The sequence below is a fragment of the Thioalkalivibrio sp. ALJ12 genome (genome assembly GCF_000378305.1).
Taxonomy (GTDB): Bacteria; Pseudomonadota; Gammaproteobacteria; order Ectothiorhodospirales; family Ectothiorhodospiraceae; genus Thioalkalivibrio.
Genome location: NZ_KB899541.1, coordinates 1 through 24,992 on the forward strand (window position 1 = coordinate 1; position 24,992 = coordinate 24,992).

At 65.0% G+C, this 24,992-nt stretch carries 23 protein-coding genes; 8 read left to right on the top strand and 15 right to left on the bottom strand.

Annotated elements, in window-relative coordinates:
• The 7 genes from F467_RS13225 to F467_RS0112770 form a co-directional block, all read right to left on the bottom strand.
• On the bottom strand, positions 1-2,279 hold a 2,279-nt coding region (locus F467_RS13225), incomplete at its 3' end, for a hypothetical protein (protein WP_038056050.1).
• 146 nt (positions 2,280-2,425) lie between these two features.
• Positions 2,426-3,949: a glycosyltransferase family 39 protein gene (locus F467_RS0112745; protein WP_018137680.1), complete on the bottom strand. Its 1,524-nt coding sequence runs from the start codon at positions 3,947-3,949 to the stop codon at positions 2,426-2,428.
• Entirely contained in the window at positions 3,946-4,599 is a 654-nt protein-coding gene (locus F467_RS0112750) for an HAD family hydrolase (protein ID WP_018137681.1), read from the bottom strand. The genes F467_RS0112745 and F467_RS0112750 overlap by 4 nt, the downstream gene beginning before the upstream one ends.
• Positions 4,599-5,363, bottom strand: a complete 765-nt coding sequence (locus tag F467_RS0112755; RefSeq protein WP_018137682.1) for an SDR family oxidoreductase — start codon at positions 5,361-5,363, stop codon at positions 4,599-4,601. The genes F467_RS0112750 and F467_RS0112755 overlap by 1 nt, the downstream gene beginning before the upstream one ends.
• Entirely contained in the window at positions 5,360-6,658 is a 1,299-nt protein-coding gene (locus F467_RS0112760; RefSeq protein WP_018137683.1) for an FAD-binding oxidoreductase, read from the bottom strand. The genes F467_RS0112755 and F467_RS0112760 overlap by 4 nt, the downstream gene beginning before the upstream one ends.
• Positions 6,655-7,626: a lysylphosphatidylglycerol synthase transmembrane domain-containing protein gene (locus F467_RS0112765; protein ID WP_018137684.1), complete on the bottom strand. Its 972-nt coding sequence runs from the start codon at positions 7,624-7,626 to the stop codon at positions 6,655-6,657. The genes F467_RS0112760 and F467_RS0112765 overlap by 4 nt, the downstream gene beginning before the upstream one ends.
• Complete coding sequence (locus F467_RS0112770; RefSeq protein WP_018137685.1) at positions 7,623-8,498, bottom strand: decaprenyl-phosphate phosphoribosyltransferase; 876 nt, start codon at positions 8,496-8,498, stop codon at positions 7,623-7,625. Before F467_RS0112770 ends, F467_RS0112765 begins: the two co-directional genes overlap by 4 nt.
• Before the next feature lie 173 nt (positions 8,499-8,671).
• Between F467_RS0112770 and F467_RS0112775 the strand changes: the two genes are divergently transcribed.
• The 5 genes from F467_RS0112775 to F467_RS0112795 all read left to right on the top strand — a co-directional run bounded on the left by F467_RS0112775 (position 8,672) and on the right by F467_RS0112795 (position 13,490).
• Entirely contained in the window at positions 8,672-9,187 is a 516-nt protein-coding gene (locus F467_RS0112775) for a hypothetical protein (RefSeq protein WP_018137686.1), read from the top strand.
• A gap of 42 nt (positions 9,188-9,229) precedes the next feature.
• Positions 9,230-10,120: a DMT family transporter gene (locus tag F467_RS0112780; protein ID WP_012982424.1), complete on the top strand. Its 891-nt coding sequence runs from the start codon at positions 9,230-9,232 to the stop codon at positions 10,118-10,120.
• Between the two features lie 94 nt (positions 10,121-10,214).
• Positions 10,215-10,604, top strand: coding sequence for a DUF4870 domain-containing protein (locus F467_RS0112785; protein ID WP_018174522.1), 390 nt, complete (start codon positions 10,215-10,217; stop codon positions 10,602-10,604).
• Between the two features lie 341 nt (positions 10,605-10,945).
• Positions 10,946-12,376, top strand: coding sequence for a sigma-54 dependent transcriptional regulator (locus F467_RS0112790; RefSeq protein WP_018137688.1), 1,431 nt, complete (start codon positions 10,946-10,948; stop codon positions 12,374-12,376).
• Between the two features lie 97 nt (positions 12,377-12,473).
• Positions 12,474-13,490: a transporter gene (locus F467_RS0112795; RefSeq protein ID WP_018875331.1), complete on the top strand. Its 1,017-nt coding sequence runs from the start codon at positions 12,474-12,476 to the stop codon at positions 13,488-13,490.
• A 25-nt stretch (positions 13,491-13,515) separates the two neighbouring features.
• Here F467_RS0112795 and F467_RS0112800 read toward each other — a convergent pair whose 3' ends face one another.
• The 6 genes from F467_RS0112800 to F467_RS0112825 form a co-directional block, all read right to left on the bottom strand.
• On the bottom strand, positions 13,516-14,022 hold the full coding sequence (locus tag F467_RS0112800) for a hypothetical protein (protein ID WP_018137690.1): 507 nt from the start codon (positions 14,020-14,022) through the stop codon (positions 13,516-13,518).
• Entirely contained in the window at positions 14,019-14,726 is a 708-nt protein-coding gene (locus F467_RS0112805; RefSeq protein ID WP_018137691.1) for a C39 family peptidase, read from the bottom strand. Before F467_RS0112805 ends, F467_RS0112800 begins: the two co-directional genes overlap by 4 nt.
• 10 nt (positions 14,727-14,736) lie before the next feature.
• The gene (locus tag F467_RS0112810) at positions 14,737-15,069 is read right to left on the bottom strand and encodes a hypothetical protein (RefSeq protein WP_018137692.1); all 333 of its coding nucleotides are present in this window, start codon (positions 15,067-15,069) and stop codon (positions 14,737-14,739) included.
• A gap of 138 nt (positions 15,070-15,207) precedes the next feature.
• Positions 15,208-16,113, bottom strand: a complete 906-nt coding sequence (locus tag F467_RS0112815; RefSeq protein WP_018137693.1) for a hypothetical protein — start codon at positions 16,111-16,113, stop codon at positions 15,208-15,210.
• A gap of 440 nt (positions 16,114-16,553) precedes the next feature.
• Positions 16,554-16,877: a ferredoxin FdxA gene (fdxA, locus tag F467_RS0112820; RefSeq protein WP_012982432.1), complete on the bottom strand. Its 324-nt coding sequence runs from the start codon at positions 16,875-16,877 to the stop codon at positions 16,554-16,556.
• Positions 16,878-17,030: 153 nt separating this feature from the next.
• The gene (locus F467_RS0112825; protein ID WP_018137694.1) at positions 17,031-17,678 is read right to left on the bottom strand and encodes an ERCC4 domain-containing protein; all 648 of its coding nucleotides are present in this window, start codon (positions 17,676-17,678) and stop codon (positions 17,031-17,033) included.
• A gap of 185 nt (positions 17,679-17,863) precedes the next feature.
• Here F467_RS0112825 and F467_RS0112830 point away from each other — a divergent pair, with 185 nt between their 5' ends.
• Positions 17,864-18,235 (top strand): hypothetical protein, encoded by a 372-nt coding sequence (locus tag F467_RS0112830; protein ID WP_018137695.1) that lies wholly within the window; start codon positions 17,864-17,866, stop codon positions 18,233-18,235.
• Positions 18,236-18,328: 93 nt separating this feature from the next.
• Here F467_RS0112830 and F467_RS0112835 read toward each other — a convergent pair whose 3' ends face one another.
• Together F467_RS0112835 and F467_RS0112840 are read right to left on the bottom strand one after the other, a co-directional pair.
• The gene (locus F467_RS0112835; RefSeq protein ID WP_255325701.1) at positions 18,329-18,751 is read right to left on the bottom strand and encodes an EAL domain-containing protein; all 423 of its coding nucleotides are present in this window, start codon (positions 18,749-18,751) and stop codon (positions 18,329-18,331) included.
• Positions 18,682-21,210: an EAL domain-containing protein gene (locus F467_RS0112840; RefSeq protein ID WP_018137697.1), complete on the bottom strand. Its 2,529-nt coding sequence runs from the start codon at positions 21,208-21,210 to the stop codon at positions 18,682-18,684. Before F467_RS0112840 ends, F467_RS0112835 begins: the two co-directional genes overlap by 70 nt.
• Positions 21,211-21,699: 489 nt before the next feature.
• Between F467_RS0112840 and F467_RS0112850 the strand changes: the two genes are divergently transcribed.
• Positions 21,700-23,013: a DEAD/DEAH box helicase gene (locus F467_RS0112850; RefSeq protein WP_018994348.1), complete on the top strand. Its 1,314-nt coding sequence runs from the start codon at positions 21,700-21,702 to the stop codon at positions 23,011-23,013.
• A gap of 181 nt (positions 23,014-23,194) precedes the next feature.
• A complete protein-coding gene (locus tag F467_RS0112855; protein ID WP_018137700.1) occupies positions 23,195-24,430 on the top strand; it encodes a methyl-accepting chemotaxis protein in 1,236 nt (411 codons plus the stop codon).
• Positions 24,431-24,992: the final 562 nt, after the last annotated feature.

A 24,992-nucleotide genomic window follows, 5' to 3' on the forward strand; every position in this document is an offset into this window, starting at 1 on the left:
ACGAGGTCGCGTGCCTGCCCGGCGGAGGCCAGCTGCAGGCCCATCAATTGATCGAGGCTTGCCATTTCGCCGAACGCCGGGCCACTCGATCGACCCGACATGCGGCCATTGAGGCCGGAGCGGAAGCGCTGGGCACCGCGCAGACCGATCTGTTGAACATGCGTGTGTTCGACGCCGGACAGGTCATCCAGCGCGGCGCGTGCTTGATCTTCGTCCATCGACAAGATCGCGCTGGTGATGGTGTTGGCGCCCTGATCTTTGACTTGCGTATCCAGGGCAGTGCCGACCGCCCGCTGGTTGGGCGTGCGGGCGACGTCCCCAAGATCGGCCACCTGGGTGAGGGTGAGGAATACCGCGTCCTCGCCGTATTCCAGGGAAGGGGACAGGAAGGCGAAATCGTCGGTCACTTCGGAGAACTCGCCCTGCACCTCCTGTTCCGCGCTCAGGATGTTGTAGGTGGTCTCCGGTGCATAGGTCGATCCGTCATCGGTGCCGCTCTCCGACGTCACGTGGAGGGAAGCATCCTCGGAAATGACAATGTTTCCCTCGACCGTGACGAAGTCGTTGTTCACACCGGCCTCGTCACCACCGTCATTGACCTCTACCCGGTAGACCGATCCCCCGGCAAATTCAAGATCACCGTTGCCCATGGCGAGGCTTCCGATCGAATTACCCGGGGCCAGCATGCCCTCGACCACGGTGTCCCCGCTGACCACACCGTCGCCTCGCAGCACCCCGCCGGTGCCGACACGGATAACGTCATCGCTGGACATGAAGCCATTGACAACCGCTTCTGCAGAAGACCCCTCGTTCCGTGCAATCCAGATTCCGCTGCCGGCCTGGACTTCTGCGTCGTCGCCCACATGCAGCAGGGCATCGCCATTCAAGCCTACGGTCAGTTCGTTCGATACTGACCAACTGCTGTTTCCCCCTGACAGGCGTACCTCGCCTACGCCCCCTTCGTTGAAGCCAATCCAGCCTGAATTACTGTTAACGGCGCCACCATCCTGGATATCCAGCTCGGCCTCGCCCTCGCTTCCGATGCGGATGCTGCTAGCGGCGCTCCATCTGGAGCCAGTTCCGGCCACACTCACTGAGGCCGAGGATCCGGACTGAACGCCGGCAAAGCTTAGGCCATCGCTCTCGACGCTTCCCCCTTCTGTAATTTGGAGTTCGGCTTTGCCGGAGCGGCCGATTCGGAGGGTGTCGGTGTTCCACGACGAGCCTTCTCCGCTGACCGTTACCGAACCTGAGGAGCCATCTTTCCGTGCTACGTGACTTTCTTCCTGCACGGTTACGCTGCCGCCAGACTCGATGACCATCGAGCCTACGCCTTCCTGGCTGACGGCAAGCATATCGGTTTCCATCTCTGAATCATCTCCCGTCACGATGATCGTGCCGGTACCCGTCTCTTGAGTCCCAATGATCGTGGTGGCTTCGCCGTCATCGTCGTTTACTTCTACGGTGGCGCCGTCCTCTATGCGCATTTCTGCGCTGCCAAGCTGTCCTACTGACAGTGCTTCAGTTTCCCAGCGGGCGCCATCTTTAACCGTCACTTCGGCGCTCCCCGCTTGGCCTAAAAATGAGGAGGCGAAAACACTCTCCTCCGCGGTTACCTCGCCGTCACCCTGTACCGTCACGGTGGCTTCGCCTTGCCTCCCGACTGTCAGCTCTCCTGCGTTGGTCCACTCCCCTTCAACAGTGACCTCTGCTTCGGAGCCGTCCTCCAGGGCAAGGATGGCGAAGCCGTCATTCGTGAACGTGGCGCCACTTTCGACCTCCAGGCGCGCCAGTTTTCCTTCGCCGAATCCTGCCCCGAGGCCATCGACGTTTAGCTCGCCTTCGCTTTCAATCGTCACCGTTCCGTAGCCCTGGGTTTCTTCGAACACCGAAGTCCCGATCCGCAAGGCTTGTTCGGTTTCCAGCGTGCCTTCAACCTGGAGAGTCGTGTCCTCGTGGCCGGCAACGCCAACGGTGTCGGCCACCGCATTTTCTCCAGAGTCGGGTATGTGAACCTCGTCGGCATCGGTCAGGAGGTCAACATAGGTCTCGTTGTCCGGAACAGCCTCCGGATCCCAGTTTTCCTCAGTAAACCAATCATCATCGGTTGCTCCGGTCCAGACGGTGGTTTCCTCGTTTGCCCAAACGCCGCCGCTACCGATCACCAGGACCGCTGGTGCAATTACGCCTGCTGCGAACGACTGCCGAGGCAATGGGTTCGACCGCTGCACAGCAGTTTGAATGGCACGATGTACGGGATTACGGCGGAAAGAGGGCATCAGGGTTCTCCTTGCGAAAGCGATGGCTTGGGCAATGGTTCCGGGACCCCTCGCGGGGCGTTGCGCCTCAAGATGCCAATGGCACTGGCAGCATGCCCCCTTCAAATAGACGGGGAACACGAAAGATTCGGTGTGGAGAGCGGGGGCTAGCGGCTGTAGGACGTTGAGTAGCGATCGGTGAAGTCGCAGCGGCCTTCGGGGAGCCAGGCGGGGATAGCGTAGTAGTCGGCCAGGACCTCGCTCAGCACCTGCTCGTGGTAGGCGTCATAGCGAAATCCGCGGCCCTCGGCGATCTCCCAGTCGATCCCGCGGATCGCCTGGCGGCGGACCACGACCTCGTCGAAGAAGGGTTCCAGGTCGTCGGGGTCGACCTCGCCGCGGGTCGCAACGTAGAGCAGGTTGGCGCCGTCGAGGGCGCGGAAGTCGGTCAGCAGGTCGTCCTGGCGGCCGTAGTGCGAGCCGGAGCCGAACACCCCGACGTCGCGTCCGGCGTAGTAGGCGAGTACTGCGGAGCGTGAATAGCTGCGCGTGAACACGTGCCAGTCCGGCTCGTATTCGTTCACGGCCGCGGCCACGGATTCCGGGGCGAGGTAGTAGACCGCATCGGCGTAACGGTCGTGGTTCTCGAGCCATTCCACGGGCATCAGCGCGATCATCAGGAGCACCACCGCATGTACGCCGGCCAGGAGGGCCGAGAGCCAGGCGCTGACGTTGAGCGCGCGGGTGCTCAGGAACAGGGCGGGCAGCAGCAGGAAGGGCACGAACACCGCCAGCCAGTGCAGGCCGATGCTCTTGAACGGCGCCAGCAGGGCGAACACCGCGAGCGGGATCAGCCCGGCGCTCAGGAAGACCCCGAAGCGATGTTCACGGATGCCGGGCCCCAGTACGCGGAACTCGCGGGCGATGAACCACAGCAGCCAGGGGGTGAACACATAGACCAGCATCGCCGCGTAGGCGAGCAGGTTGGTCAGGTCGATCCCGTCGCCGCCATGCCGGTTCACGATGTTGAACATCACGTTGTACCAGCAGTTGTCCCAGTTCCAGTACAGGTTCAGGGCCACCGCCGGCACCACGCCGAGGATGATCAACAGCAGTCCGCGCCAGTGGCGCGGCGCGAACAGCAGGATGTGCAGCCCCAGCGCGATCCCGAGCAGCACCGCGAAGTACTTCGACAGGAAGGCCAGCCCCAGCGCGATCCCGGCCAGCAGGAACCAGCCCGGACGCCCGGTGCGCAGCGCGTGCCAGGTCAGGCCGGTGGCCAGCAGGCCGAACAGGAGCAGCGGCGTGTCCGTGGCGGTCAGCACCGCGATGAACAGCAGCGGCATGAACAGGGCGATCAGCGAGACCAGACGCGCCCGGACCGGGTCCTGCCGGTGCCACAGTGCAAGGATCAGCAGGGCGGGGGCCATGGATACGGCGATCCCCAGTGACCGGATCGCGAGCGGGTGGTCCGAGATCGCGAGCACCAGGCTCAGCCACCAGCCGACCATCGGGGGGTGGTCGTAGTAGCCGAGATCGGGATTCTGCCCCCAGATCAGGAAGTACGCCTCGTCGCCCGTGATCGGCAGGGTCCAGGCGATCAGGATCTTGGCGGCCAGGGCGGTCAGCAGCGCCGCACCGTAGTGGCGCGCGAGCCAGGGCGCGCCGGGAGGCAGCCGATCTGCACTCATGCCGACGACGTGCCCGTCTGGACCGGCTCGAACCGGCCGCCCCGCAGCCGATAACCCGTGGTCACCATCTGCAGCATGGGCTCGTCCCCCGCGGTGTCGCCATAGGCGGCGTAGAGATCCACAGGGGTATCCGGATCGAAGCGCCCCAGCCAGCTGGCGATCGCGGCGGGCTTGGCCGCGCCCTGGCAGTTGGTTCCGTCCAGATGCCCGCTGACGCGGCCGTGCTCGTCGACCGCCAGGCGCGAGCAGATCACGTCGGCCAGGCCATGGCGCTCGGCCCAGGGCTGCAGCCACAGATCCAGCGAGGCCGAGACCAGCACGCAGGTGTCGCCGGCCGCCTGATGGTGTTGCAGGCGTTCCATGCCGGCCGGTCGCAGCAGGCGGTCCAGCACGCGATCCGCGAAGGCATGGCCCCGGGCCTGCAGATCGTCCAGGGATGCGCCGCCGATCATCCGCTGGAGCACGGCCTCCTTGGCGACCTGGTTGGCGATGCGGCCGCGCGCGAAGCCCGCCAGTGTCGGCAGGCAGCCGGGCAGGGCCGCGAGAAAGCGCGGCGTACCCAGCGCGAAGCGCAGGAACGGGAACAGGCTGTCGCGTCGGGTCAGGGTCCCGTCGAAGTCGAACAGCACGATGCGTTGCGGCGCCGTCATTACAGCTTCAGGCGTTTGAACAGGTACTCGGGGATCAGGCGGATCACGGTCATGATGCCCCACCAGATCCAGGGCAGGTAGGCGACATCGCGGCCGCGGCGCATGGCCTTGACGATCCCGCGCGCGACCGTCTCGGGCTCTGCCCACAGCGCGCCGGCGCGGTTGAAGCCCTCGGTCATCGGGGTGCGCACGAAGCCCGGCTTGATCGTGACCACATCCACGCTGCTGAAGAACAGCCGGTTGCGCAGCCCCTGGAGATAGGTGGCCAGCATGCCCTTGGCGGTGCCGTAGACGTAGTTGCTCTGACGCCCGCGGTCGCCGGCGACCGACCCGATGGCGGCGATCACGCCACGGCCGCGCTGTTCGAAGTCGGGCGCTATATGGGCCAGGAAGGCGATGGCGCTGGTGCCGTTCACATGGATTGCCTCCAGCGTGGTCGCGACCGACGCGTTGCACGCGTCCTGATCCGGCAGCGTGCCCCAGGCCAGCAGCACCGCATCGATGTTGTCGCCCAGCGCCTCCTGGGCCTGTGTCCACACGTCCGCGTGGGCGTCGACGTCCGCCAGGTCGGCCGTCGTGCCGAGGATGCGCGTGGCGGAGGCATCGTCGCCGCGTACGCGCAGGTCCTGCAGCAGGGGCTCCAGCCGCTCGCCGTCGCGCGCGACCAGGAACAGTCGGGCGCCGTGTTCGGCGAGTTCGCGCGCGACGGCGGTGGCGATCGCCGAGGTGGCGCCGAGGATCACGACGGATTGCAAACGGTTCATTTGGTTACCCTGCGCCAGAAGCCGGAGGAGAATTCGGGGTCGACAAAGCTAGCGAACTCCTCCCAGCGGGGAAAGCCGCTGCGGAACAGGTCGGGTGACATGCGCGCATCCTTGGCCGGGTACAGCGCGCCGCCGGCCTCCTGCACGATGTGGTCCAGGCGCCGGAACAGGTGCTCGGTCTCGTTGCCGCGTTCGGGGAAGTCCAGCGCCAGGGTCGCCCCAGGACGGGGGAATGACAGCATGCCCGGCCCCGCGCGATCCCCGAAGCGCTTGAGCACGGCGAGGAACGAGCCCTGGCCGCTGGCGGCCACGCCGTCGAGCAACGCCTGCATGCCGTCCTTTTGCGCATGCGGGGGCAACACGCACTGGTACTGGTAAAAGCCCTTGTACCCGTAGATGCGGTTCCAGTGGCGGATCGCGTCCAGCGGAAAAAGCCAGGGCAGGTGATGGACGGCGCGGGCGGTCGGGTGTACGGATTGGCGGTAATAGAGCTGGTTGAACAGCCGCAGGGTCACCCGGTTCACCAGTGAAACCGGCGGGTCCAGCGGTATGGCACGGCGGGGCTCCCGGTATTGGCTGCGCGCCGGTGCGGTGGTGGCGTGGCGCGCCCCGCTGTAGATGCCGCGCCCGACCTCGCCGCGCGGGCCCGGGTTCAGGCAGTCGATCCAGGCGACGGTGTAGGGCCATTCGCGCTCGGCCCGGGCGTCCAGCTCCCAGAACTCGTCCAGGCTGTCGAAGCGCTGCGACCACGCGCGCATCCAGGGCGTGCGTACGGGCACGAGCTGCAGCGTGACCGTCTCGATCAGGCCCGTCAGCCCGAGCCCGCCGACGGTCGCGGCGAACCAGTCCGGGGTGTCGTCGGGGGTCACCTCGAGGCATTCGCCGTTCGAGCGGCGCAGGGTCATGGCGCGGACGTGCTCGCCGAAGCTGCCGGCATGGTGGTGGTTCTTGCCGTGCACGTCGTTGGCCACCGCGCCCCCGAGCGTTACAAAGCGCGTGCCGGGTACCACCGGCACGAACCAGCCGCGCGGGACCGCGAAGCGCAGCAAGTCGTCCAGGGTCAGGCCGGCCTCGGCGGTAATGCGGCCCGTGTCCGGGTCGAAGGCGATGAAGCGGTCGAGGTCGCGGGTATGCAGCAGGCTCCCGCCGGGATTCAGGCAGACGTCGCCGTAGCTGCGGCCGAGGCCGTAGGCCAGCAGTGGGTGTGAAGCCCCGGGCAGGGGCTGGCCGCGCCGGTTCAGCGTGACCTCGGCGGCGTGCGCGACACGCGGGATGCGGTTCCAGCTCGTGGTCATGCCGTGGCCTCCGGTTGTTTGCGGCCGCGAGCCTCGGGGTTGGTGCCCAGGGCCATCAGGCCCAGGATGACCGCGAACCACAGGGTGGTGAAGCGGATCAGCATGGTGGCGGCGACCGCATCGGCCGCGGGCATGTCGTGCAGCAGCAACAGGCCGACCATCACGGCCTCGGTCCCGCCGAGCCCGCCGGGCAGGAAGCTCAGCGCGCCGGCCAGCATCGCCAGCGCAAACACGAATGCGGCGAAGGCAAAGCTGGCCTCGAAGCCCATTGCGTTGAGGATCCACCAGAAGGCGAGCGCCTCCGCGCTCCAGGCGACCACACTCAGAATGGTCGCCCCGGCCAGCAGGGTGGGGCGGTGGCAGCGCCGGGCCTGCAGCAGGATAGTCGCCAGGTGATGAACGGTCCGCCACAGGCGCTGGCCGGGCCGGTCCGTCCACGTCTGCAGTCGTGCGAGTGGTCGGCGCCACGACAGGATGACCAGCGCGAGCGCCACCGCACTGGCCCCGGCGAGGATCAGCCAGCCACCCTGGGCCACCAGGGTGAAGCCCAGCATCGACAGCAGCACGACCGCGATCAGATCGGACAGACGCTCGCTGACGAAGGCCGCGAAGCTGTCGGTATAGGGAACATGGCGTCGCTTCAGCAATACGCCGCGCAGGGCCTCGCCGGCCTTTCCGGGTGTGGTGGTCAGGGCAAAGCCCGCCAGGTAGATGTGGGCGCTCCTGCGCAGGGGCACGTGGTGACCCAGCCGGCGCAGATAGAGCTGCCAGCGTGTGAAACGCAGCGAGTAGTTCACCAATGAGAGCGACAGGGCCAGCAGCAGGCCCCCGATCCCCACCAGCGCGAGGGCATGCCAGACCTCGGCGGCCCCCGCCCACAGCGCAACCCCGAGATACAGCACAACGGCCGCGATGACGGATAGCATCACGGCCCGCATGCGCCAGCCGGACAGCAGGACCGCACTCATGCGAGTACGGCGATGGTGACGCCCAGCCAGACGGCAACCGTTGCGAGCAGGTGCGGGTCGGTGACCAGGTCGCGCGAGGTGTCGTTGCCGCCACCACGGGCGTGCAGCAGGAACAGGTAGCGGAAGATGCCGTAGATCACGAACGGCAGCGTGTAGATCAGTCCATCCGTGCCGTGCAGGTCGATCGTCTGGGCACTGACCGTGTAGAGCCCGTACGACAGGACTGTGCAGGCCGCGCTGATCGCGATGAACTGGTCCACCAGGCCCACGCTGTAGTCATTGAGTACGCGGCGCGGGCCTTCCCGTTCGGGAGAGCGCTCGATTGCGGTATCCGCCAGTTCCGCGCGGCGCTTGGCGAAGCCGAGAAACAGTGTGAGCATCAGGCCGCACAGCAGCAGCCACTGCGAGGGCTCGATCCCGAGCCCGAGCGTGCCGGCCAGGATGCGCAGCATGAAGCCCGCCGAGATGCTGAACACATCCAGGATGACGACATGCTTCAGCCACCAGGAGTAGGCGACGTTCAGCACCAGGTAGGCAAGCACTAGGGCGGTCACGCCGGTGCTGACCATGGCCGCCAGTATGAGGGCGACCACCACCAGTGTGGCGAAGATCGCCCAGGCCGTCCCGACCGGGATTGCCCCGCTGGCGATGGGCCGGTTGCACTTGACCGGGTGTTGGCGGTCGGCCTCGACATCGACGATGTCGTTCAGCACATACACCGCACTCGCAATCGCACAGAAGGCGATAAAGGCGACCCCCGCGGCCAGCAGCATCGCCGGTTCCCACTCGTGGGCGAATACGACGCCCAGCAGGACAAACCCGTTCTTGATGTACTGGTGCGGCCGCAGCAGTTTGATCAGTGGCTGAAGCATCGAGGGGTTCCGGGGCATTTGCTCTGGGAAACACGGACCAACGCGAGTGGGTACATGGGTCGGCGAGTCCGTGAAGTCTACTGGGGCCAGGGATGCGTTACCATCGGCGGCGTTTGCCGCGAACGACCGACCGTTCACGGCGCGCATTGTTTCACAGCCCTGGAGGAACCCCCATGAACCGACTGTCCGCACTCCTGCTCGCCGCGCTAGTGGCGACTTCCACCCTGTTCCTCGCGGCTTGCGATGGCGGTGCCAACGCCTCGGCCGACGAAGTGGCCGAAGGCGAGGCCTTCCCCGAGCGCACGCTGAATGACCAGCACGGCAACCCGCTGCAGATCCCGGGTGATGCGCGCGTGATCCTCAAGACGGTGGAGATGGCCCCGGCCGATATCGCCAACGCCGTGCTCGGCGAGATGACCGAGGAAGAGCGCAACGAGATCGGTGTGATCTACATCGCGGATATCCACCAGATGCCGCCGCACGTGATGGAGAACGTCGTGCTGCCGCGCATGCAGGCACGTGAATACCCGACGGTGGTGACCCAGTCCGAACAGGACGCGGGCTTCATGCCGCACACACCGGAAGAGGTCACCGTGATCCTGCTGGACGGTGACGGCACCGTTACCGGTATTCATAGCGCCGCGAACGAGGACCGGCTGAAGGAGTTGCTCGAACAGGCGGGTGAATAAGCCCCTGAAGCGGCGAGCGCCGGTTTCGCGGCGGCGTCGCTGATGGCCTTTTTCCTCGGACTCCTGACGGCGCTCGGGTTTGGCGCTGGGGATTTCTTTGGTGGCCTGGCCTCGCGCCGAATCCCCGCGCTCGTGGTGGCCTGCTATTCGCAGTTCCTGGCCACCGGCGCGCTGCTGCTGATCGCCGTTCCGCTTGCGGGGCTGCCGGGCCCGCAGGCGTTGATCTGGGGGGGTGCCTCCGGGCTGGCGCTGGCGCTGGGCCTTCTCGCCTATTATCGCGGGCTGGCCGAGGGCTCGATGGGCCTGGTGGCGGCGATTACTGGTGTGATCTCCGCTCTGGTGCCGCTGGGGGTGGGCCTGGCCCTTGGTGAGCGGCCGGGTGTGCTGGCGCTGGTCGGCATTGCCGCCATCGTGGTGGCCATCGGCATGATCTCGGGCGGGGCGCGCAAGGCCAGCCCGCGGCGTCTGGATCAACCCGTTCGTGGCCTGATTGCGCTGGCGCGGGGTGAGCATCCGGTCAAGGGGCTGCTGGACGCCGTGATCGCCGGGGTCTGCTTCGGCCTGGTCTTCGTGTTTCTCGATCAGGCCCAGGCCGGATCACCGTTGTGGCCCGTGGTGGCCACCTCGGCGGTCGGGGCCCTGACGCTTGCCCTTGTCATGCTGGTCTTGCGGCCCGAACGCGGGATGAGCCGCTCCACCTTCGTGCTGCTGGCGCTGGCGGGGCTGTTCCAGGCGGCAGCGACCCTGGCCTTTGTCGTGGCCGTACGCATGGGACTGCTGTCGATCATTGCGGTGGCCGGGGCGCTGTCGCCCGCGCCGACCGCGCTGATGGCCCGCCTGTTTCAGGCCGAGCGTATGTCGCGTGTGCAACTGGCAGGCTTCGTGTTCGCCCTGCTCGGGATCGTGCTGATCGTCTGGGCGGGTCCAGCGTAGGGGGGCTTGCGCCTGTCACTGGGTCAGTAGCAGAAGTGCTAGTCTCGGCGAACAGGCTCGCAATGAGCATGACCATGCCGACAGGAGGTGCAAGGTGAGCGAAGGAACACGACCGGAAGTCGAACCGAGCGATGTGAGCCGCCCCGTGCCGGGTCCGCGCAAGGAGCGCACGATGGTGACTGTGGTGTACGTACTGTATCTGGTCAGCTTTCTGACCGCGCTCACCGCGATCGCCGGTTTGATTATTGCTTACATCAAGCGCAACGACGGGGACGCGGTCAGCGACACGCATTTTACCTACCAGATTCGTACATTCTGGATTGGCTTGCTCGGCGTGATCGTAGGGGCTGTTTTGACCCCGATCGGTATTGGATTCCTGGTCTTGCTGTTCATGATCGTCTGGCTTTTGGTGCGTTGCATCAAGGGTCTGCTGGCGAATAACGAAGACCGGTCGATCGAGCAGCCGGAGACCTGGCTGTGGTGACATTGGTTAGTGATACTCAGGAATTGTCTCGTGTTTGAGACGTAGTGTCCCCGTATCATACGGTCGGGGATTTTAAATGCATCACAAAAAGGGCCGCTCTCGAGCGGCCCTTTTTATTTTCGGGCGAATCTGGCTTCGGGAATATTAATGCCCTTCATTAAAATAAATTGTAAGTCTTTTTGGTGGTTAATTTCGCGCTCCTTGTTTAATGTTGCGATCGTTCTTTTCCCCTATATTCCGGCAGAGACAACGCTGAACTTCCAGCGATGGGTCGGTTGCGTCGAACCGGCAAGTAAAGCTGGATCTGAACAATAGGGACGGGCATGGCCGGATCGCGAAGGTTGAATGGTTCCTTTTTGCGGTCGGTGGATGGCGGGACTTTCCTGCCCCGGGGGGATTCCGACGAATCGCGTTATGCACTGCAGCGCGCCTGTGCGACTGCGATGGTGCGCGAGGTGGCATGGGTAGACGGTGGCGGCGGCGCGGGGGAATCGATGCCGAGCTTCTCCGATGCCTGGACGCTGTGGCGCGTCCCGGGGCCGGGTGGGGTAACGGAGGGGACACTCAGCAAGGTGCGTGTTGGGCTTGTCGACCTGGGCAGCCCCATCCCGAACTGGGTGACCGAGTTTGTACACACTCATCAGCATGTGAAGTGGATCGCGCTCGTTCACCCGGATCTATTACTGCGCGACGACGTTCGCGAGCTGATCCGGGAGTCCTGTTACGACTTTCATACCCTGCCATTCGACCAGGCGCGCCTTGAAATCACGCTGGGACGGGCATGCGGCATGGCGGCGCTGGAAGCCCGGCCCACTCGTCCCAATCAGGATGCCGAGTCCGACCATATTCCCATCGTTGGGCATAGCCCGGCGATGCAGGGACTGGCCCGCCAGATCGAGCGCGTCGCGGGCTCCGAGGCACCGGTGCTCTTTCAGGGCGAGAGCGGCACCGGCAAGGAACTGGCTGCGCTGGCGGTGCACCGACATTCACGAAGGGCGAACGGGCCTTTTGTGGCAGTGAACTGCGGGGCATTGCCGGCGCAGCTGATCCAGTCGGAACTGTTTGGCCACGAGGCAGGCGCCTTTACCGGGGCGGGTCGACGCAAGATCGGGCAGTTCGAGCTGGCGCATGGCGGCACGCTGCTGCTGGACGAGATTGGCGATCTCAGCCTGGAGCTACAGGTCAATCTGCTGCGTTTCCTGCAAGAGGGAACGCTGGTGCGGCTCGGCGGGTTGCAGCCCATCAAGGTGGATGTGCGCGTGCTCGCGGCGACCCATGTCGCGCTGGACGAAGCCGTCGAGCGCGGTCGTTTCCGCGAGGACCTCTACTACCGCCTGAATGTCATCCAGCTGGATGTGCCCCCGTTGCGAGAGCGGGGCACGGATCTGAAAGAACTCGCGCGCTTCTATTTCGAGCAGTTCCGCAGCCAGAACCCTCGGCTGCGCGGCTTTACCCAGGCCGCGTGGCAGGCGATGTATGCCCATGCCTGGCCCGGAAACGTACGCGAGCTGGTGAACCGGGTGCGGCGGGCGGTGACGATGGCGGAGGGACGCCTGATTCGGCCGGAGGATCTGGGACTGGCCGCTTCGGGCAATGCCGAGAAGCCGCAAACGCTGGCCCAGGCGCGCTCGACCGCCGAACGGGAATTGCTGATCAAGGTGCTGGGCCAGTGCGACAACAATGTCTCGCGGGCCGCGCGCCAGTTGGGGGTGGGCCGGATGACGCTCTACCGCCTGCTCGACAAGTACGGGCTGCGTTCCAATGCGCCCTGAATCTTGTGACGGGGAAGAGAGTGGCCCTTGCGTAACAGTTCGGCCCCTGGGGCCATGGAGAACGACGGTGGACAAGCGATGGGTCAGGAGAAGTGGGTTGGGGATCGTACCGTTTTGTATCGGGTTGGCCGGGCCGGCCGTGGGCCAGGAGGCTCGCGAGGCGGTCGGGGACGCCCCGGTGGATTCGGGCCCCGAGGTGACGGTCTTCGAGGAACGTGGTGTGCTCACACCGAAGGGGCAGTGGGTAGTGGAGCCGTCGTTGTCGTACGTGCACAGCAGTTCGCTGGATGTGTCGATCGAGGGGTTCACCATCATCCCGGCCCTGGCGATCGGGCTGATTGATGTCAGCGAGACGGAGCGCGACACGCTGACCGCGGCGGTGAGCTTTCGCTATGGCCTGACCGAGCGGCTGGAGGTCGGGATGAAGATCCCGTATGTCTACCGCGAGCAGCAGGTGCGCCGGCGCGACATCCTCGAGGCGACCGCGCTGGAGCGTGTGACGGGCTCCACCGGGCAGGGACTGGGCGATATCGAGTTCGGCGTGTCTTACCAGTTCAACATGGCGGATCGAGGTCGGCCGTTCTTTATCGGCAACCTCAAGGCGAAGAGCACGACTGGTAAGGGGCCCTTCGATGTCGCCCGCCGCGAGATCCTGGACGATGAGAACAATCGCCTGGGCGAGATCTTCCTCGAGCAGCCCACCGGCTCCGGGTTCTGGAGCATCCAGCCCAGCGTGACGATGATCTATCCGACCGACCCGGCCGTGATCTTTGCGAACGTCAGCTATCTCTGGAACATCGAGCGCGATGTGGGCGATGGCTATGGCAAGGTCAATCCCGGCGACGCGGTCGGCATGAGCCTGGGGATGGCCATCAGCCTGAACGACCGCACCTCGATGAGCTTTGGCTACGACCACAGCACGGTATTCCGCACGCGGGTGGAGAACGAAAGCGGGCTGGAGCCCGTGTTCGGGCGGCGCCAGGTGGGGACCGTACTGTGGGGGATCTCGCACCGGCTGACGGACCGCACCAGTGTGAATTTCTCGCTCGGTGTCGGGGCGACCGAGGCCGCACCGGATGTGCAGGCCACCCTGCGGGTGCCGATCCGTTTTTGAGGGGCGCGTTGCCGTGGCGGAGGGTTCAGAAGCCTCCGCCACGCTCGAGCATGTGCTGTTCCAGTGCCCGGCCCAGGTCCCCGCGCGGCATCTGCAGATTGCCAAGCTCCAGTTGCAGGATGGTCTGGTGGCGGATGTCCTGTCCGTCGAGTTCGTTCTGGATCGCAGTGACCCAGCCCATGCCCGAGGTCCAGCTTTCCGCCGGCATCGCGCCCCCGGTCTGGATGACGACCGAACGCAGGTCGGTGCCGGGCCAGTGGGAGCCGCTGGTGATATCGCTCAGGGGGCGCAGGGTGGAGTGGTTGATCACCTCGCCATTGAGTGACGTGATCTGTTCCAGCCCGATCGAGATCTCCAGACCATCGCGCCCGAAGAAGCCGCCGCGCTGGGCCTCCAGTACCGAATCCGGTACTACGCGCTCGTCGCCGAGGGGGGGCAGGACATCCAGGGCATGAGCCGTTGTAGCCCATGTCGCGCTGGCCAGGATGACGCCCAGGATGCAGCAGGGCAGGCGTTTCATCATGGCGCTCACCAGTCGCTCGCGCGGGGCAGATGCAGGGTGAAGCTCGCCAGGTCGCTGCGCACGACACCCGACTCGATCGGCGCGCGGGTCACGGCGGCCCAGGTTTCGGAGGCATTGAAGCGATGCCGGGCGAGGTCCACGTCCTCGCGAATGATGAACAGGATGTCGTTGACCCAGATCTGCTGGAACTCGTTACGGGTGTAGCTGTTGACCCCGAGAGCCGGATCTCCCACCAGTACCCGTCCGCCTTCTAGCCCCTTGATTACCACGAAGTGGCGATAGCCCCGAGTCTCGATCATCGCGATCGCCGGCACCCCGAGATTGTCGAGGTCATCCAGCCCGATGCGAAAGCCGTCGGCGGGCAGGCCCTGTTCGGCCTCCAGGTAGTGCTTCATGTCGAGCATGGAGAAGCCCTGTTCGCGGATCAGGTCCTGGTCGCCGCGTCGGAACATGCTGTCGAAGGTCTCGACCTCTGTGGTGGGGCGGTCGTAGTGGTACGTGAGCAGCGTAGCCAGGGCGGCGGAGCCGCAGCTGAAGTCGTATCGCTGCGGGACGATGGAGCGAAAGCGCAGGTCTTTCAGGCTCTCCACCGGCACGTTCATGCTGCCGATCATGCCCGGGAACTGGGCCCCGCCGGCCCATGCGGACAGGGCAGGCGAAAGCATCAGCGCGGTGGTGATGACTACGCAGAGGAACCAACGGCGGATGGGCATTGGTGATTCCTCAGGGGTTGATCGTGATGTTCACGATCATCGATTCCTGTATGGCGACGTTGTTGCCGCTGTTCTGAATGACCGTGGAGATCCCGCGGGCATTGTCGAAGGCCCCGGCCGCCACGAAGTTCTTGCCGGTGGTGGAGTTCACGGCGTGGTTGTTCGCGAGGTCAATGCGCGAGTGGATCTGACCGAGCTGAATATTGGTCACGCCCTGGCGTGCCCGTTGCGCGTCCAGTGTGGCCAGATCGACCACCTCATAGGCGTCGGGAGCCGAGCCGAACAGCAGTGCATCGCCGGCCGACGGGACTTCGGCATGGGCGATGGCTGTCACCAGCAGCATGCCGGCGGACAGAAAGGCAGCAGAACCGATGCCGCCCCGGTGGGCTGACGGATTACACATGACCGGACCCTCTTGCATGGCAGGGAGAATGCGGCGGGGATGGCCCCCGCCGCACACCGTTCCGACAGCGCGTGTCGGTTAGTTGCCCAGGTTCAGGTGCGCCTGCACCGAGACCTGCTGCTGGGTCAGGCTGTTTGCGCCGCTGTTCTGCGACACCTGGGTAATCCCCGCCGGGGCTACGAAGGAATCCGAGCCGATGTAGTTGTGGCTCTCCTGGTTGGCACGACCGGCGATGTCGACGTAGTTCCCGGTCACAGTACCCGACAGTTCGTTCTGGCTGACCACGGCGTTCACCTGCAGCGACGTGTTGAAGCTGTCAGTTGCGGTGTAGTTGCCGGAATCCATGATGGCCGAGCTGTTGTCGGAGTTGTCGCTCTGATCACGGGTCACCGAGGCAGTGGAACCGTTGTTGGCGGCTGCACTGTTGTCGTCCGCGTGGGCCATGCTGTTGTCGGAGTTGTCGTTGCCCGAGTCGGAGATGTTCAGGCTGTTGTCGGAGCTGTCATTCCCGGAGTCGGAGACATTCGTGCTGTTATCGGAGCTGTCATTGCCCGAATCCGAGACATTCAGGCTGTTGTCCGAATTGTCGTTCCCCGAATCCGAGACTGTGGTGTTGCCGGAGTCGGAGATCGCGGTGCTGTTGTCGGAGCTGTCGTTGCCCGAGTCGGAGATGCTCGTGCTGTTGTCGGAGTTGTCATTGCCCGAATCCGAAATGCTCGTGCTGTTGTCGGAGCTGTCATTGCCCGAGTCCGAGATCGCGGTGCTGTTGTCCGAGCTGTTCGACAGGTCGGAGTCATTGATTGCGAACGCCTGGGAATACTCGTTCGCCGAGGCGCCGCCGCCATCGGCCGAGGAGGTGGCGGTGGCGGTCTGATCACCGACTTCGCCTTCGGCGGTATTGGTCGGGTTGGCCAGGGCCAGGCCCGAGCTCAGGCCGAAGGCCAGGGCGATAGCGGAAGCAATCAGGGTCTTTTTGAAGTTCATGGCTTTGTCTCCATTGGCTAGCCAGCAATAGACGGTTGTCGTAGCCCCGGTGCACGTGGCCCGTGCTACGCAACAACCCAACTAGCAGGACTTGGGCCAGCGGACGGTTTGTCCGGGAGAACAATGACTTATAGAGTCAAGGGGTATCGCGATCGGACCCAATCTGCGCCATCCGCGATACAGTGCGTGCGCTCGGGCGCGGCCATTCGAGGTTGAACCTATTGAAATCACGAGGGAATCGGGTTTCGCGTGAGTGACTCAACGAGGAGACACCGGGTACCCCAGCTACGGTTGCCGCGGGCTGACTTGCAGGGACGAGGAGGGTGGGTGGTGGTCGGGAAGAAGGCCGTTGCAGCGCATCGGGAGATGCAGAGGGGGGCGCCTGGCCAGGCGGATGCAGCGAGATTGTGGGGCTGCCTGGCAGCCCCATTGATGCGGACTTAGCGTTCCAGATGCTTCAGCTTGCCCTCGACGCCGTCCCACTCCTCGGCGTCTTCCGGCGGATCCTTGCGCGCGGTGATCACCGGCCAGGTGCGCGAGAGCTCGGCGTTCAGCTCGATAAACTGGAGCTGGTCTTCCGGGACATCATCCTCCGGCACAATCGCCTCGGCCGGGCACTCCGGCTCGCAGAGCGTGCAGTCGATGCACTCGTCAGGGTCGATCGCGAGGAAGTTGGGGCCTTCGTGGAAGCAGTCGACCGGGCAGACCTCGACGCAATCGGTGTACTTGCACTTGATGCAGTTCTCGAGAACGATGAACGCCATTGGTTTCTCCCTGAAATCAGTTAATTGCGGTCCCGCCTTCCGGTGGTCTGGCGAGCGCCGCCGCGCGTGCCCCCGGGGCCTGCGCATGGGCTGCAGCGCGCATTGTAACGTCAGGCGAGGGGCGAGACACGTGAATCCCTGCACCCTGCGGGATTACCCTTTGCGGCTGCCATGGGTCACGACGGACTCGATGCGCTGGGCGCGTTCCAGGTCCATGCCATCGACCTCGGCCAGTTGCTCGGCATCCGTGTTCAGCACGTCGCGCACGCTGCCGAACTGGCGCAGCAGGTCGCGGGCCAGATCGGGTTCCACACCGGGCAGGCCGCTGACAATGAACTCCGCCGCTGCACGGCGCTTTTCGGGCTTGGCGGGGCGTGCGATTGGGTCGGGGTCCACCTGGGCGTTCATGCCTAGCAGGTAGATCAGCATGCCGCTGGTGTCTTCGTCATTGGAGGGCAGCACACTGATCCCGAGCGCGATCGTCAGATGCGTCAGGGCGCGGTGGATGTCCAGCGCCTGCTGGTGGAAGCGTGGTTCGTAGAGGTCCCCCTCGACTACGTAGATCACCTTGTCGTGCGTCGCCTTAAGCTTGGCGGCGTTCTCCCACAGGGTCTGGTCCACGACGCTCAGCACCATGTCGGTGGCGGACTTGCGCTCCACGACGACCCCACCGGGGAGTTCATAGTCGCCGACATCGAGATCGACGAACTCCAATTCCACGCCCTCCAGGCGCTCGAGGCGCTGGATGATCTTGCCCTGCTCGCGGCGATCCACGCGGATCGGGAGATGCAACTGACTCATGCGGTGTACTCCATTGCAGTGAATGCGCCGAGTGTAGGGGGCTCGGGGCCGGCGCCCAAAAGGCCCGATCTTCCCCATGTCTCCGCAAACATCGTTCAGGCGTGCGAAAGCGAGCATGTCCCCTATACTCGGATGGGCATGCCGAACGATGCATGCCGGATATAACGAAAACCAAGGAGGGAGTGATGGCGATTCAGATCGCGATTGTTGGGCTGGGCCGTGTGGGGGGCCGTTTTCTGGAACTGCTGCTGGACAGCGATACGCCGGGAATGGAGATTTGCGCGGTATCGGAGCAGGGCGAAACGGAGGGCTGCAAACTGGCGCAGGCGCGCGGGATTCCGCTGGAATCGGTCGAGGACATCCTGGCCCGTGGCGATCAGGTGGATGTGATCTACGACCTCACGGGGCAGGCCGAGGTTCGCCAGCGCCTGCGCGAGGGGATGCAGCACGGGGGCAATCGCCACACCGTGGTGGCGCCCGAGGTCATGGCGCATCTGACCTGGTCGCTGCTAACGCACGAGGCCCCGCCGGATGTCCACGCGAACATGGGCTACTGACCGGGGGTTAACCAGGCGGTCGGGATTCGTTCCCGGCCGCACCGGTCTTTCCCGGTATTCAGCCGGCGACCGACCCGGAACGTCGCTTTTCCGCTACCGGAACAGGGCATGGTTCCAGGGGCTTCGGCACATGGATTCCATCAGGCTCTCGTGCGAGACGCGCTCCGCGACCGTCTTGACCCCGATCACGCGGCCAATGTGGTGGATGCTCTCGACCATCGCGCGGCTGACCCGATCCTCCGCCATGTCGCGCACAAAGCTGCCATCGATCTTCAGTGTCTTTTGAGGTAGCCGGTGGGACACGCTTGCGAGGGGCTGGTTGTAGGCGGACGCCTGGTTCCATCCCGTCAGGTGCTCGGCGACCGGGTTGAGGTAGTTGAGCCGCCCCTCGAGGTCCGTGGTGATCACGCCATCGCCAATGGCATGCGCAGCCAGCAGGGCGAGCCTCAGGCATCCAGTTGAGAGTGGACGGTGGCACGGAATTCTTCCACCGACAGCGCGGGCGAGTAGAACCATCCCTGGTACAGGTCGCAGCCTTCTCGGCGCAGGAAGGCGAGTTGCTCGGCGGTCTCCACGCCTTCGGCCACCAGCTTCAGGTGCAGGCTGTGGCCGAGGCCCATCACCGAGCGCAGGATCATCTCGGCGTCGCGGTCGTGGCCGATCCCCGCGATGAACGAGCGGTCAATCTTGATCTTGTCGATCGGCAGCGACTTCAGATAGGCGAGCGAGGAATACCCAGTACCGAAATCATCCAGCGATACGCGCACACCGAGCGCCTTGAGCCCGGAGAGGTGCTCGCGCGTCAGGGCGACATCGGCCATGGCCACGGTCTCGGTCACCTCGATCTCGAGGCGTTCGGGCGAAGCACCGGCCTCCTTCAGTGCCGCTTCGAGTCGGGAGACGAGATCCGGCTGGCGGAACTGAAGCGCCGAGACGTTGATGCAAATGGACGTGTCGACACCCTGTTGTGCCCAGTCGGCCAGTTGCTGGCAGGCGCGACGGATCACCCAGTCACCGAGTGGCAGGATCAACCCGTTGGCCTCGGCGCTGGGGATAAAGCGCGATGGTGGTACGGCACCCAGTTCCCGATCGTTCCAGCGAAGCAGGGCCTCGGCGGCGGTCACGGCCCCGGTGCGGGCATCGATCAACGGCTGGAAATGAAGTGCCAGCTGGTCATGTTCCAGCGCGTGTTTCAGGCGCTCCTGGAGCTGCTGTTCCGCCCGTACCTGGGCATCCAGGTGTTCGGAATAGAACGCGTAGGTATTGCGCCCGGAGCGCTTGGCCTCGTACATCGCCATGTCGGCATAGCGCACCAGCGTGTTCGCGTCCCGCGCATCCTGCGGGAACAGCGCGATCCCGAGACTGGCACTGGAGCTGAACTGGCGCGTGGGGCCGGTCTGAAACGGCCGGTCAAACTGCGCCAGAATCTCCTGGGCCAGCTCCCCGATCTGCAGCTCATCCGTAATCTCGGGGACCAGGATCATGAACTCGTCGCCGCCAAAACGCCCGATCGTGGCGTCGTTGCCCGCTGCGTCCTTCAGGCGTTGAGCGACTTCGCGCAGCAGTTCGTCACCCTCGTGGTGGCCGAAGGTGTCGTTGATCATCTTGAAGTGGTCGAGATCGAGCAGCATCACCGCGATGCGATGATCGTGACGGCTGGCGTGGGCAATGCTCTGGGCAAGCCGGTCGTGCAGGAGCCAGCGGTTGGGCAGGCCGGTCAGGCTGTCGTGGGTCGCCTGGTGCTGAATGCGGGCCTCGCGGCGCTGGCGGTCGGAAATGTCCCGGATAAAGGCGGTGATGCGCCGCCCGCCCTGGTCCTCGAAGGCATTCAGGCTGATGTCGACCGGAAACTCGGTGCCGTCGAGCCGGCGTCCCCGCAGGTCGGGGGCCTGGCCCATGGTCCGTTCCGAGATGTCGTCGCTCTGCTGCTCGCGGACCGATTGGTGGTGTTCGCGCAGGCGCTCGGGGATCAGGGTCTCCACGGGCTGGCCAATCAGATGCCGTCGCGGGTAACCAAACAGGCGTTCGAGGTTGCGATTGGCCATCAGGATGGTGCCGTCGCCGTCGGTCACCAGTACCCCGTCCGGCGCCGTGTCGATCAGTTGCTCGTAGCGCTGCTGGCGGAGCTCGACATCCCGGTGGGCGGCCCGGAGTTGTGCCATGGGCGCGCGTACGCTTTCGATGAAAACCGCCCAGTAAATCAGCGCATAGGCCGCCACCTTGTAGATGTGGCCGAGCACAAAGAAGCCGTCGGACAGGTTGTCGTACAGGGTAAAAAATACCTCGCTGGCCATCAGGACCATCAGCGCGGCGGCCACCAGCGGCATACCGGGGCGCTGCATGAGCTGAGGGCGCAGCAGCAGGACCAGGAGGGTGGCGGCGTGCAGCACCACCACCACGCCCTCCAGCGCGATCTTGAACGGCGTCAGTCCCTCGCCCGGGACGAACAGTGCCGGAATGCGCTGTTCGTGCCATAGCCCCACCCAGGCAAGCACTGCGACTAGCGCCAAAGCACCCACCAGCATGCCCCTGGGAACGGGTTCCTGGCTTCTTGGCATCAAGGGGAGTGCCACATACAGGAGGAGCGCCGTTGCGGCGACGAGCCGCGCGGCCAGCCAGAAGAAGATGGTCTGTTGCGAGGAATTGGGCGTGATGAAATCCGGCATCTGCGGATAGGTCATCAGGTGCAGGAAATCCAGCAGGCCTACGGCGAGAAACCCAGTGGCGAGGACCAGTGTGGCCATTACCCGACGGCGGTCGCGCACATGATAGGCGACTGCGAACACCCCGATCGCCACGACCACCGCGAACAGTTCGGTCGCGGTGTGGAATGCGGTCATATGCTCCAGCGGCACCAGCGGCGGGACCGGGATGCCGACCATCCAGAGCAGTACAGGCAGCATGAACAGTGCCAGCAGTACCAGCCACATCAGGGGCACATAGCGTGAAGCCGGGGAGCGGGGAAGGGCGTTCATCGGGGCCCCTGAGCGAAATCAGTCATGTGCACGCTCGGGATCGGAAATGGCGACCCATTGCTCGGGCGGCTGCCCCGGACGTACTCATCATCGTGCTCCTCCACAGTCGGCAACGGACGATCGAACTACCAGATGTATGCCGTAACCGTGAGGCACGCGCGTCTGACCCTGGGTGCCACACGGATCCGCATCGCTGGACCTGCGTCACCCGGCCATCCCTGGCGCGTTTATTCTTATAATCCGTGCATTATACGAGCGTTTGTGGAATCGGCCCAGAGTCTTTACCGCGTGAATCAGGTATTAAGCGAAAAAACCGCGGAGAATCACTTGCTTTCACCTTCCGACCCGGTATAGTGGCCTCACCGAACGCCCCGCCCGTCAGCGTCCGTTCACTGATCCGGAACCTTCTCGGTTCCCGTCCCCCCGATTTCGTCATACCCCGATGGGTGCCCCTCGATTGCGAGCGGCGGGTAGCCGTTGGAGTATTGCATGTCTTCTGTTTCTTCCTTTGCCGACCTTGGGTTGGCCGAATCCCTTTTGCGTGCGCTGGACCAGGCCGGCTACAAAACGCCGACCCCGATCCAGACCCAGGCGATCCCCGAAGTCCTGAAAGGCGGTGACCTGCTGGCCGCCGCCCAGACTGGGACGGGCAAGACCGCCGGTTTTACCCTGCCGATCCTGCAGCGACTGACCGATGGCCCGGCGCCCGAGCGCAAGCCGGGGCGTCCGCGGGCGCTGATCCTGACGCCGACCCGCGAGCTGGCCGCTCAGGTCCATGATTCCGTCCGTACCTACGGCCGCCACCTGTCGCTGAAGTCGATGACCATCTTTGGCGGCGTGAACATGAACCCACAGATCAAGGCGCTGCGGGGCCCGATGGATATCGTCGTGGCTACGCCGGGTCGCCTGCTGGACCATGCCAACCAGAAGACGATTGACCTCTCCGGTATCGAGATCCTGGTGCTGGACGAGGCCGATCGCATGCTGGACATGGGCTTCATCCGCGATATTCGCCGCCTGATTGGCCTGATGCCGAAAAAGCGCCAGAACCTGATGTTCTCGGCGACCTTCTCCGGCGAGATCCGCACGCTGGCGTCGAGCCTGCTGAACAAGCCGGCCGAGGTCGACGTGGCCCCGCGCAATACGGCTGCCGAGACCGTGCAGCAGACGGTACACCTGGTGGAAACCAGCCGGAAGCGTGAGCTGCTCAGTCATCTGATTCGTACCAACGACTGGGGGCAGGTGCTGGTATTTACCCGCACCAAGCACGGCGCCAACCGTCTCGCGCAGAAGTTGACGCAGGACGGCGTGCCCTCCGAGGCGATTCACGGCAACAAGAGCCAGGCGGCGCGTACCAAGGCGCTCAAGCAGTTCAAGACCGGGTCCGTGCCGGTGCTCGTTGCGACCGATATTGCGGCTCGAGGCCTGGATATCGACCAGCTGCCGCAGGTCGTCAACTTCGAGCTGCCGAACGTGCCGGAAGACTACGTGCACCGCATTGGTCGAACCGGTCGCGCCGGAGCTGCGGGTGCCGCGCTGTCGCTGGTCGATGGCGAAGAGTTGAAGCTCCTGAAGGGTATCGAGCGCCTGATCCAGCGCCCGATCGAGCGGATCGAGACCGAAGGGTTCGACGCGCCGAAGCCGGCGGCGAACGATGGCAACGGCCATCGCCGTGGCGCCAAGCCGGGCAGTGGTGCGCGTAATGGCAAGCCGCGCCAGGGTCGTGGCGGCAAGCCTGGCGGTAACCGCGGGGCTGGACAGGGTCGTGCGGCCCAGGGCAATCGGGCTGCGCGCAGCCGCTAGATTCCCGGCCGTCCTGACCGCATCCGCCCGCGTCCTCCATTGGGACGCGGGCTTTTTTGTGTCCGCGAACCCGCGTTCGACTTGATCCGGATCACCTGCTCTTGGTGACCCCTGCGCGAAGATGGGCCCGCTATCAAGAAGCGGCCACCCTGGCCGTTATAGCGGGGAAAGGAGGGACCCCATGAACCGGCTTCTGAAGATCGGCGGACTGCGCCTCAAGCTTGTGATCCTTGTGATTCTCGTCAGTACCATCCCCCTCTCGATCATGGGTGGGGTGACCTTCCACACGATGAAGGGTGACCTGGCGGCGAATGTCGACGCGGCGCTGGTCGATCAGTTGTGGTGGCTCCTTTGGGGGCTTTGGGTGGTGGCCTTTCTGGTCGCGCTGGCCATCGGCTGGTTTGCGGCCAACATGCTGGTGCGCCCGCTGGAGCGGCTGGCCTCGGGGCTGGAAGCGATCGCCTCCGGTCAGGCGGACCTTGGCCATCGGGTCGAGGTCACCACTGACGATGAGATTGGCCGCACCAGTAACGCATTCAACGCGGTCATGGACCGTCTCTCGGGCCTGATTGCACAGGTCGCGGACGCGGCCGACGGGATCGCCGCTTCCGCGCGCCAGCTGGAGGGCCGCAGCAACGAGTTGAGTCGCGAGACCGATGACCAGCGCTCGGATGTCGAGCAGGTGGTCACCGCCATGAACCAGATGTCCGCGACCGTGCAGGAGGTCGCCAACAACACCCAGAGCACGGCGGAGAGCGCCGGGCAGGCCACCCGCGCGGCCGAGGGTGGGCGTAATGTGGTCCAGGCGACCCAGGGGTCGATCAACGCCCTGGCCAGCGAGATTCGCAAGGCCAGCACGGTGATCGACGAGCTCAAGGGTGACTCCGACAATATCGGGTCCATCCTCGAGGTGATCGAGGAGATCGCCGAGAAGACCAACCTGCTGGCGCTTAATGCCGCGATCGAGGCCGCCCGGGCGGGCGAGGCGGGGCGCGGCTTTGCCGTGGTCGCCGACGAGGTGCGCCACCTGGCGCAGCGTACCAATGACTCGACCGGCGAGATCCGCGAGATCATCCAGCGCCTGCAGGGTGCGGCCGGCAAGGCCGTGCAGGCAATGGAGGTCAGTCAGCAGCAGGCCGAGTCCTCGGTCAGCAAGGCCGGCGAGGCCGAAGAGACGCTGGAGTACATCCACGACTCCGTGACCACCATCGACGACATGACGCGCCAGGTCGCCTCGGCGACCGAGCAGCAGAGCCAGGTCGCCGAGGAGATCAACCGCAACGTACACCACATCAACGACATCGCGGTACGCAGCGCCGACGGCGCCCGCGAGATGCAGGAGGCCGTCGAGGCCCTGGAAGGCCTGGCCGAACGTCTGCAGGCCGAGGTAGCCGGCTTCCGCCAGCAACCCGCCTGACACCCGGGGCCTGCCCTCTACTAGCGTCCTTGAGGCTGGCCCTGGTTCGGCATCCGGTGTTTACGGTGGCTTCGGCCGGCCGCCTGCCTGCGCTCACTCGCGAGCGCGCCGCGAGGTACTTTCTTGCTTGCCCAAGAAAGTACCCAAAGAAGGGCACCCGGATTCCGCCCGGGGACCTTGCTCCAGGGCCCTCGGGCCGGCGGCGCTGAAACTCGCTACGCCTTTGGCTTCACTCAGACAGTCAGCGCCTCTCTTCCGTCCCGAGGACCCTTCCGCAAGGGGCTTCATACGGGGGGATGGAGGTCAAAACAGAAGGTATCCCCGCGCCTGTTTCCAACTCCAGCGCCGTAGGGTGCGGTTGAGCGAAGCGAAACGCACCGTTCCGACGTCGGGGCAACCCCTGATGCGATTCGCGGCGCTCATCACATCCTACGATGGGGTCTGGCGCCCGCCAGCGGGCGCGGCACGCAGGGCCGAAGGCCGAGCGTGCCCAGGATGTCGGAATACCTAGCCTCCATCCGTGAGCACAATCGTCGGGACAGCTGTTGTCTTGACCTTCTCC

Excerpts from the sequence above, each read along its gene's own strand:
- F467_RS0112745 (WP_018137680.1), bottom strand. The coding sequence starts at position 3,949 with ATGAGTGCAGATCGGCTGCCTCCCGGCGCGCCCTGGCTCGCGCGCCAC.
- F467_RS0112750 (WP_018137681.1), bottom strand. The coding sequence starts at position 4,599 with ATGACGGCGCCGCAACGCATCGTGCTGTTCGACTTCGACGGGACCCTG.
- F467_RS0112755 (WP_018137682.1), bottom strand. The coding sequence starts at position 5,363 with ATGAACCGTTTGCAATCCGTCGTGATCCTCGGCGCCACCTCGGCGATC.
- F467_RS0112760 (WP_018137683.1), bottom strand. The coding sequence starts at position 6,658 with ATGACCACGAGCTGGAACCGCATCCCGCGTGTCGCGCACGCCGCCGAG.
- F467_RS0112765 (WP_018137684.1), bottom strand. The coding sequence starts at position 7,626 with ATGAGTGCGGTCCTGCTGTCCGGCTGGCGCATGCGGGCCGTGATGCTA.
- F467_RS0112770 (WP_018137685.1), bottom strand. The coding sequence starts at position 8,498 with ATGCTTCAGCCACTGATCAAACTGCTGCGGCCGCACCAGTACATCAAG.
- F467_RS0112775 (WP_018137686.1), top strand. The coding sequence starts at position 8,672 with ATGAACCGACTGTCCGCACTCCTGCTCGCCGCGCTAGTGGCGACTTCC.
- F467_RS0112780 (WP_012982424.1), top strand. The coding sequence starts at position 9,230 with ATGGCCTTTTTCCTCGGACTCCTGACGGCGCTCGGGTTTGGCGCTGGG.
- F467_RS0112805 (WP_018137691.1), bottom strand. The coding sequence starts at position 14,726 with ATGCCCATCCGCCGTTGGTTCCTCTGCGTAGTCATCACCACCGCGCTG.
- F467_RS0112810 (WP_018137692.1), bottom strand. The coding sequence starts at position 15,069 with ATGCTGCTGGTGACAGCCATCGCCCATGCCGAAGTCCCGTCGGCCGGC.
- F467_RS0112815 (WP_018137693.1), bottom strand. The coding sequence starts at position 16,113 with ATGAACTTCAAAAAGACCCTGATTGCTTCCGCTATCGCCCTGGCCTTC.
- fdxA (WP_012982432.1), bottom strand. The coding sequence starts at position 16,877 with ATGGCGTTCATCGTTCTCGAGAACTGCATCAAGTGCAAGTACACCGAT.
- F467_RS0112825 (WP_018137694.1), bottom strand. The coding sequence starts at position 17,678 with ATGAGTCAGTTGCATCTCCCGATCCGCGTGGATCGCCGCGAGCAGGGC.
- F467_RS0112830 (WP_018137695.1), top strand. The coding sequence starts at position 17,864 with ATGGCGATTCAGATCGCGATTGTTGGGCTGGGCCGTGTGGGGGGCCGT.
- F467_RS0112835 (WP_255325701.1), bottom strand. The coding sequence starts at position 18,751 with ATGGTTCTACTCGCCCGCGCTGTCGGTGGAAGAATTCCGTGCCACCGT.
- F467_RS0112840 (WP_018137697.1), bottom strand. The coding sequence starts at position 21,210 with ATGAACGCCCTTCCCCGCTCCCCGGCTTCACGCTATGTGCCCCTGATG.
- F467_RS0112850 (WP_018994348.1), top strand. The coding sequence starts at position 21,700 with ATGTCTTCTGTTTCTTCCTTTGCCGACCTTGGGTTGGCCGAATCCCTT.
- F467_RS0112855 (WP_018137700.1), top strand. The coding sequence starts at position 23,195 with ATGAACCGGCTTCTGAAGATCGGCGGACTGCGCCTCAAGCTTGTGATC.